Source organism: Pseudomonas agronomica (assembly GCF_025917275.1).
GTDB lineage: Bacteria > Pseudomonadota > Gammaproteobacteria > Pseudomonadales > Pseudomonadaceae > Aquipseudomonas > Aquipseudomonas agronomica.
Genome location: NZ_JAOSHO010000290.1, coordinates 1 through 6,481, shown reverse-complemented (window position 1 = coordinate 6,481; position 6,481 = coordinate 1). Strand labels below are relative to the sequence as shown.

At 61.4% G+C, this 6,481-nt stretch carries 6 protein-coding genes; 4 read left to right on the top strand and 2 right to left on the bottom strand.

The features are described 5' to 3' along the window. Together OC610_RS18560 and OC610_RS18555 are read left to right on the top strand one after the other, a co-directional pair. A partial coding sequence (locus OC610_RS18560; RefSeq protein WP_264429697.1) for a HopJ type III effector protein occupies positions 1–103 on the top strand: 103 nt, incomplete at its 5' end. A 277-nt stretch (positions 104–380) separates the two neighbouring features. Further along, a complete protein-coding gene (locus OC610_RS18555; protein ID WP_264429695.1) occupies positions 381–1,631 on the top strand; it encodes a 2-aminoadipate transaminase in 1,251 nt (416 codons plus the stop codon). A 186-nt stretch (positions 1,632–1,817) separates the two neighbouring features. On the opposite strand, the gene trxB is transcribed toward OC610_RS18555, so the two are convergent. Continuing rightward, positions 1,818–2,780 carry a thioredoxin-disulfide reductase gene (trxB, locus tag OC610_RS18550; RefSeq protein ID WP_030139882.1) on the bottom strand — a complete coding sequence of 321 codons (963 nt, stop codon included), beginning with the start codon at positions 2,778–2,780 and terminating at the stop codon, positions 1,818–1,820. Between the two features lie 307 nt (positions 2,781–3,087). Between trxB and cysZ the strand changes: the two genes are divergently transcribed. Together cysZ and OC610_RS18540 are read left to right on the top strand one after the other, a co-directional pair. Then, complete coding sequence (gene cysZ / locus OC610_RS18545; protein WP_264429691.1) at positions 3,088–3,843, top strand: sulfate transporter CysZ; 756 nt, start codon at positions 3,088–3,090, stop codon at positions 3,841–3,843. Between the two features lie 64 nt (positions 3,844–3,907). After that, positions 3,908–5,083, top strand: a complete 1,176-nt coding sequence (locus OC610_RS18540) for a glycosyltransferase family 4 protein (protein WP_264429690.1) — start codon at positions 3,908–3,910, stop codon at positions 5,081–5,083. Positions 5,084–5,196: 113 nt separating this feature from the next. On the opposite strand, the gene OC610_RS18535 is transcribed toward OC610_RS18540, so the two are convergent. Then, a complete protein-coding gene (locus tag OC610_RS18535) occupies positions 5,197–6,300 on the bottom strand; it encodes an NADH:flavin oxidoreductase (protein WP_264429688.1) in 1,104 nt (367 codons plus the stop codon). Between the last annotated feature and the right edge of the window lie 181 nt (positions 6,301–6,481).

Below are 6,481 nucleotides of genomic sequence, written 5' to 3'. Positions count from 1 at the left end.
GCTGGCCACGCCAGAAGGCAATGATCACGGCAATATCCGCGCGTTGATGGCCCATGGCTTGGCCGGCGTGAAGTTCGAAGCCCAGCCACTGCAACGCCGCTGATCCACCTGCCGAGGAAGCTTACTCCCGCTAGGCCCTGTAGGAGCTGGCGAAGCCTGCGGTCTTTTGATCTTTTGATCTTTTTGATCTTTTTGATCTTTCGCTTGGGATTCAAGCGTCCTTGGAAAGATCGCAGCCTCGCTTCGCTCGGCAGCTCCTACGCGGCACTTCACCACATCCCGACTTTTATGATTGACCCGGCAACTTTATTTCGTTTGCCGGGCGCTGCTGCTCGCGGCTTAGATAAAGGGAATCTTTTTCTTCGTCCGAGCCGTCACCCATGAGCCGCGAAACCATCAGCCAATCGATTTCCTTCGTTCACCCTATCAGCCTCAGCCATGGAAAAAATGCCGAGGTCTGGGACACCGACGGCAAGCGCTACATCGACTTTGTCGGGGGCATCGGTGTGTTGAACCTCGGCCATTGTCATCCACGCATCGTCGAGGCCATCCGCGACCAAGCCACCCGGCTCACCCACTACGCATTCAATGCCATCCCTCACACGCCTTATCTCAATCTGATGGAGCGCCTAACGGCGTTTATCCCTGTGGATTACCCGGTGAGCGGCATGCTCACCAACAGCGGTGCCGAAGCGGCGGAAAATGCGCTCAAGATTGTGCGCGGCGCCACGGGTCGCACTGCCGTTATCGCCTTTGATGGCGGCTTCCATGGTCGAACCCTGGCCACGCTCAATCTCAACGGCAAGGTCGCGCCCTACAAGCAAAAAGTCGGCGTACTGCCCGGCCCGGTCTACCACCTGCCCTACCCTAGCCAGGACAACGGCGTGACGTGCGCCGAGGCCTTGAAAGCCATGGACAGGTTGTTCAGCGTCGAGATCGATGTGAACGACGTGGCCTGCTTTATCGTCGAGCCGGTGCAGGGGGAAGCCGGTTTCCTGGCGATGGATGTGAGTTTCGCCCAGGCGCTGCGACAGTTCTGCGACGACAAGGGCATCGTGCTGATCATCGATGAGATCCAGTCCGGTTTCGGTCGCACCGGCCAGCGCTTTGCATTTTCGCGACTGGGCATCGAGCCCGACCTGATCCTGCTGGGCAAGAGCATCGCCGGGGGCGTCCCGTTGGGCGCGGTGGTGGGACGCAAGTCGCTGATGGACAATCTGCCCAAGGGTGGCCTTGGCGGCACCTATTCCGGCAACCCCCTCGCCTGCGCCGCCGCCCTGGCAACGCTGGATGAAATGACCGACACCAACCTCCATGCGTGGGGCGTACAACAGGAAGAGGCGATCGTCAGCCGCTACGAATCCTGGCGCCGTCGCGGACTGAGCCCTTACCTGGGCCGCCTGACCGGTGTCGGCGCCATGCGCGGGATCGAACTGGCCCACGCCAGCGGCACTCCGGCCCCGGCGCAACTGACGCAACTGCTGGCCTCGGCGCGGGAATCCGGTTTGCTGCTGATGCCCAGCGGGAAATCACGGCACATCATCCGCCTGCTGGCGCCGTTGACGACCGAGCCGGCGGTGCTGGAAGAGGGGTTGGATATCCTGGAAGCGTGCCTGGCGAAGCTGGCCTGATCACCGTCCTTCTCACTGCACAGTCTCCTGTGGGAGCGAGCTTGCTCGCGATGGCGTCAGGTCAGCTGGCATCGATGTTGACTGATACACCGTCATCGCGAGCAAGCTCGCTCCCACAAGGGGTCACCGACAGGCGTCCAGGCAACAAAAAACCGGCCGAAGCCGGTTTTTTTATGCCCGATGAAATCAGAACGAAGCGTTCTGCAAACCATCCAGGTAACGCTCGGTGTCCAGGGCCGCCATGCAACCGGCGCCGGCCGAGGTGATCGCCTGGCGATAGACGTGGTCGGCCACGTCGCCGGCCGCGAAGATACCTTCGACGCTGGTGGCGGTGGCGTTGCCGTCACGGCCGCCCTTGACCACCAGGTAGCCGTCCTTGAGCTCCAACTGACCTTCGAACAACGAAGTGTTCGGGGTGTGGCCGATGGCGATGAATACACCGTCAACCTTGATCTCGTCAAAGCTGCCGTCGTTGTTCTTCAGGCGAGCACCGGTCACGCCCATGTTGTCGCCCAGTACTTCGTCCAGGGTGGCGTTGAGCTTGAGGATGATCTTGCCTTCAGCGACGCGGGCGTTGAGTTTGTCGATCAGGATCTTCTCGGCGCGGAAGGTTTCGCGACGGTGGATCAGGGTAACGGTACTGGCGATATTGGCCAGGTACAGCGCCTCTTCGACCGCGGTGTTACCACCACCGACCACCGCCACTGGCTTGTTGCGGTAGAAGAAACCGTCGCAGGTGGCGCAGGCCGAGACGCCTTTGCCCATGAAGGTTTCTTCCGACGGCAGGCCCAGGTAACGAGCGCTGGCGCCGGTGGCAATGATCAGGGCATCGCAGGTGTAGGTCGCGCTGTCGCCGGTCAGGGTGTACGGCTTGGCGGCGAAATCCACGGCATTGATGTGGTCGAAGACGATCTCGGTCTCGAAGCGCTCGGCGTGTTCCTTCATGCGCTCCATCAAGGCCGGGCCGGTCAGGCCGTGGACGTCGCCCGGCCAGTTGTCGACTTCAGTGGTGGTGGTCAATTGACCGCCGGCCTGCATGCCGGTGATCAGCAGTGGCTTGAGGTTGGCACGGGCTGCATAAACCGCAGCGCTGTAACCGGCAGGGCCGGAACCGAGAATAATCACTCGCGAATGACGGACTTCAGACATGACCTGCTCCTGTTGACCGGACCTTGCGGGCCGGAACGCCGGGTGAGCGGCGCGAATAAAAAAGGACCGTTGACGCACTTGGGGAAGGCTTGGGTTCGACAGTCCTGAAAAAGAATGGGTGCAGCGTATCGAGGGAGCGAAGATTAAGGAAATACGGTTTAACAATCCAGCTCATAGGTGAGCTCTATCCGCCGCTGCCTTAGCGATAGCGACGAACCTTAAACCTTTGTTACACCCCGTGTCGCAGCTTTCCCGCATCGAGCAAAGCCGGTAAGGTCGGCGCGACCACCTATTCTCGGAGCCACTTATGCCCGCCCCTGTCCTGTCCGGCCCGCAATACTTGCGAGAGGGTCTCAAACTGGTATTAAGCCCCGGCCTGCGGCTGTTTGTGTTGCTGCCCCTTGTGATCAACCTGGTGCTGTTCGTCGGGTTGATCTACCTGGCTGGCCATCAGTTCAGCCTGTGGGTCGATACGTTGATGCCGTCGCTGCCGGATTGGCTAGGCTTCCTCAGCTACATCCTCTGGCCCCTGTTCGTCGCCCTTGTGGTGCTGATGGTGTTTTTCACCTTCACCATGCTCGCCAATATCATCGCAGCGCCGTTCAACGGCTTCCTCGCCGAGAAAGTCGAAGTGGTGGTGCGCGGCACGGATGATTTCCCGGCGTTCAGTTGGGGCGAACTGATCGCCATGATCCCCCGGACCCTGGCCCGGGAAGCGCGCAAGCTCGGCTATTTCCTGCCGCGTGCCCTGGGCCTGTTCGTGCTGTCGTTCATCCCGGTGATCAATATCGTGGCCGCACCGCTGTGGTTGCTGTTCGGCATCTGGATGATGGCGATCCAGTACATCGACTACCCGGCGGACAACCACAAGCTGGGCTGGAACGAAATGCTCGCCTGGCTGCGGGAAAAACGCTGGCAGAGCTTGGGCTTTGGCGGCAGCGTGTACCTGGTGTTGCTGATTCCCTTCGTGAACATTCTGATGATGCCAGCGGCGGTGGCCGGAGCGACGTTATTCTGGGTCCGCGAACAAGGCGCCGAGACAGCGTTGGCGCGTCAGGGCTGAGCCGGTCACAAATCCATCATACCGGCGTCACAATGACGAAACGGCCCCGGTCGACACTGGGGTCATGACCACACACCTGCACGTTACCCTCGTTACCGAAACCTTTGCGCCGGAAATCAATGGCGTAGCCAACACCCTCGGCCGCCTCTATGAGGGCTTGCGCGCCCGCGGGCACCGGGTGGAGCTGATTCGCCCGCGACAGGCCGGCGATCAAGGGCAGGCCAGCGACGACCAGTTATTGCTGTGCCGGGGCTGGCCGCTGCCGGGGTACCCGGGGTTGCAGTGGGGGCAGGCTTCGATGCACAAGCTGCTGCGGCGTTGGAAACGCCATCGCCCAGACGTGTTGTACATCGCCACCGAAGGTCCACTGGGCTTGTCGGCGCTGCGTGCGGCGCGGCGCCTGGGCATTTCAGTGGTCAGCGGCTTCCATACCAACTTCCAGCAATACACCCAACAGTACGGGCTCGGATTGTTGAGCCGGTTGCTGACCCATTACCTGCGCTGGTTTCACAATCGCTCCCGCCTGACCCTCGTGCCGAGCCACAGTCAGCGCCTGGAGCTGGAGCGGCGGCATTTCGAGCGTGTGGCGATGTTGTCGCGTGGGGTCGACAGCCAGTTGTTTCATCCCGCCAAACGCTCGGCCACGCTGCGCGAGACCTGGGGCCTGAGCGACGACGATATTGCGGTGATTCACGTGGGACGCCTGGCGCCGGAGAAAAACCTGGGGCTGCTCAAGCGCAGTTTCGAGACCCTGCGCAACGCTTTTCCGACGCGGCGAATTCAGTTGGTCATCGTGGGCGACGGCCCGCAGCGGCTCGCCCTCGAACAGCAATTACCCGAAGCCATTTTCTGTGGCGCGCAACGAGGCGAAGCGCTGGCCGCCCATTACGCATCGGGGGATATGTTCATTTTTCCGAGCCTGACCGAAACCTTCGGCAATGTCGTGCTGGAAGCCTTGGCCTCCGGGCTGGGCGTGGTGGCGTACGATCAGGCGGCGGCGGCGCAACACATCCGTCATGGGTATAACGGCGTATTGGCGATGCCGGGGGACGAAGAAGCGTTTTGCGATGCCGCTCGTTGGCTGCTGGAAGAGCGCGAGGCCTTGCGATGCGTGCGTCTCAATGCGCGCCAGCATGCCAGTCGCCAAGGGTGGGCGTCGGTGGTTGAGCAGTTCGAGGCACAGTTGCGCGGCGTTTGCGTGGGCGAACATGGAATGCCTGCTGCGCCGACAGTGCTTTGATTATTCGGTGATGCTGAGGTCGCCATCGCGAGCAAGCTCGCTCCCACATTTGATCTTCAGCGCACTCATTGTGGGAGCGAGCTTGCTCGCGATAGCGGCGGATCAGGCGCTGCTTAAACCAGGGTCATCAACGCTTCGCGACTGAACGGCAAAATGTCCTGCTCACGCCCTTCACGCACTTTTTGCGCCCAGTCCGGATCCACCAGCAATGCACGCCCCACCGCGACCAGGTCGAATTCCTCCTTGTTCAGGCGCTCCAACAGTTTCTCCAGGCTGGCCGGTTGCGCAACCTTGTCGGTATTGACCATGAACTGCAGGAACTCCCCATCCAGGCCAACGCTGCCCACGGTAATTGTCGGCTTGCCGGTGAGTTTGCGAGTCCAACCGGCCAGGTTCAGTTCGGAACCTTCGAATTCCGGTTCCCAGAAACGACGTGTCGAGCAGTGGAAAATATCCACACCGGCGTCCGCCAACGGCTTGAGGAATTCACCCAGCGCTTCTGGCGTCTGCACCAGGCGCGCGGTGTAGTCCTGCTGTTTCCATTGGGAGAAGCGGAAGATGATCGGGAATCCCTCTCCCACGGCCGCACGCACCGCACGGATCAATTCGATCGCGAAACGTGAGCGATTGGCGAGGCTGCCGCCGTAGCCATCCGTGCGCTGGTTGCTGCCTTCCCAGAAGAACTGGTCAACCAGGTAACCGTGGGCGCCATGGATTTCCACGCCGTCCATGCCAATGTCCCGGGCGTCCCTGGCCGCTTGGGCGAAAGCGGCGATGACTTCGTCGATGTCCGCCTGGGTCATGCCGTGGACCACCACCTGGCCGTCCTTGAGTTTTTCGCTCGGACCATAACCCGGCACGCTGGCGTCCGGCTCGGTCCCGATGCGGCGCACGCTGCCCACATGCCACAACTGCGGGACGATCTTGCCACCTTCGGCGTGCACGGCATCGACCACTTCTTTCCAGCCCGCCAGCGCGGCATCGCCGTAGAAGTGCGGCACGTTCGGATAGCCGTTGGAAGCCTTGTGGCCGACCGTCGTGCCTTCGGTGATGATCAGCCCGACCCCGGCCGCCGCGCGACGACGGTAATACTCGATGACCTTGGCGTTCGGTACGCCCCCCGGCGAAAAGGAACGCGTCATCGGCGCCATCACCACCCGGGTCGGCAGCTCGAGCGCGCCGAGGTGAAAGGGTTTGAACAGGGCTTGTACAGGCATGGGGCTCTCCACGGGACGATCGCAGTTCAGATATGACGACGATAATATGGGGCGTGCCCAGCGCTGGATAGCACTATTGATTGGAGTGATTAAGGGTTAGAAGGATGTGGGAGGATCGTGTTGGGGTGGCTTAAACCGTATGCATTGCCGGACCCGAGACCTGTGGCGAGGGAGCTTGCTC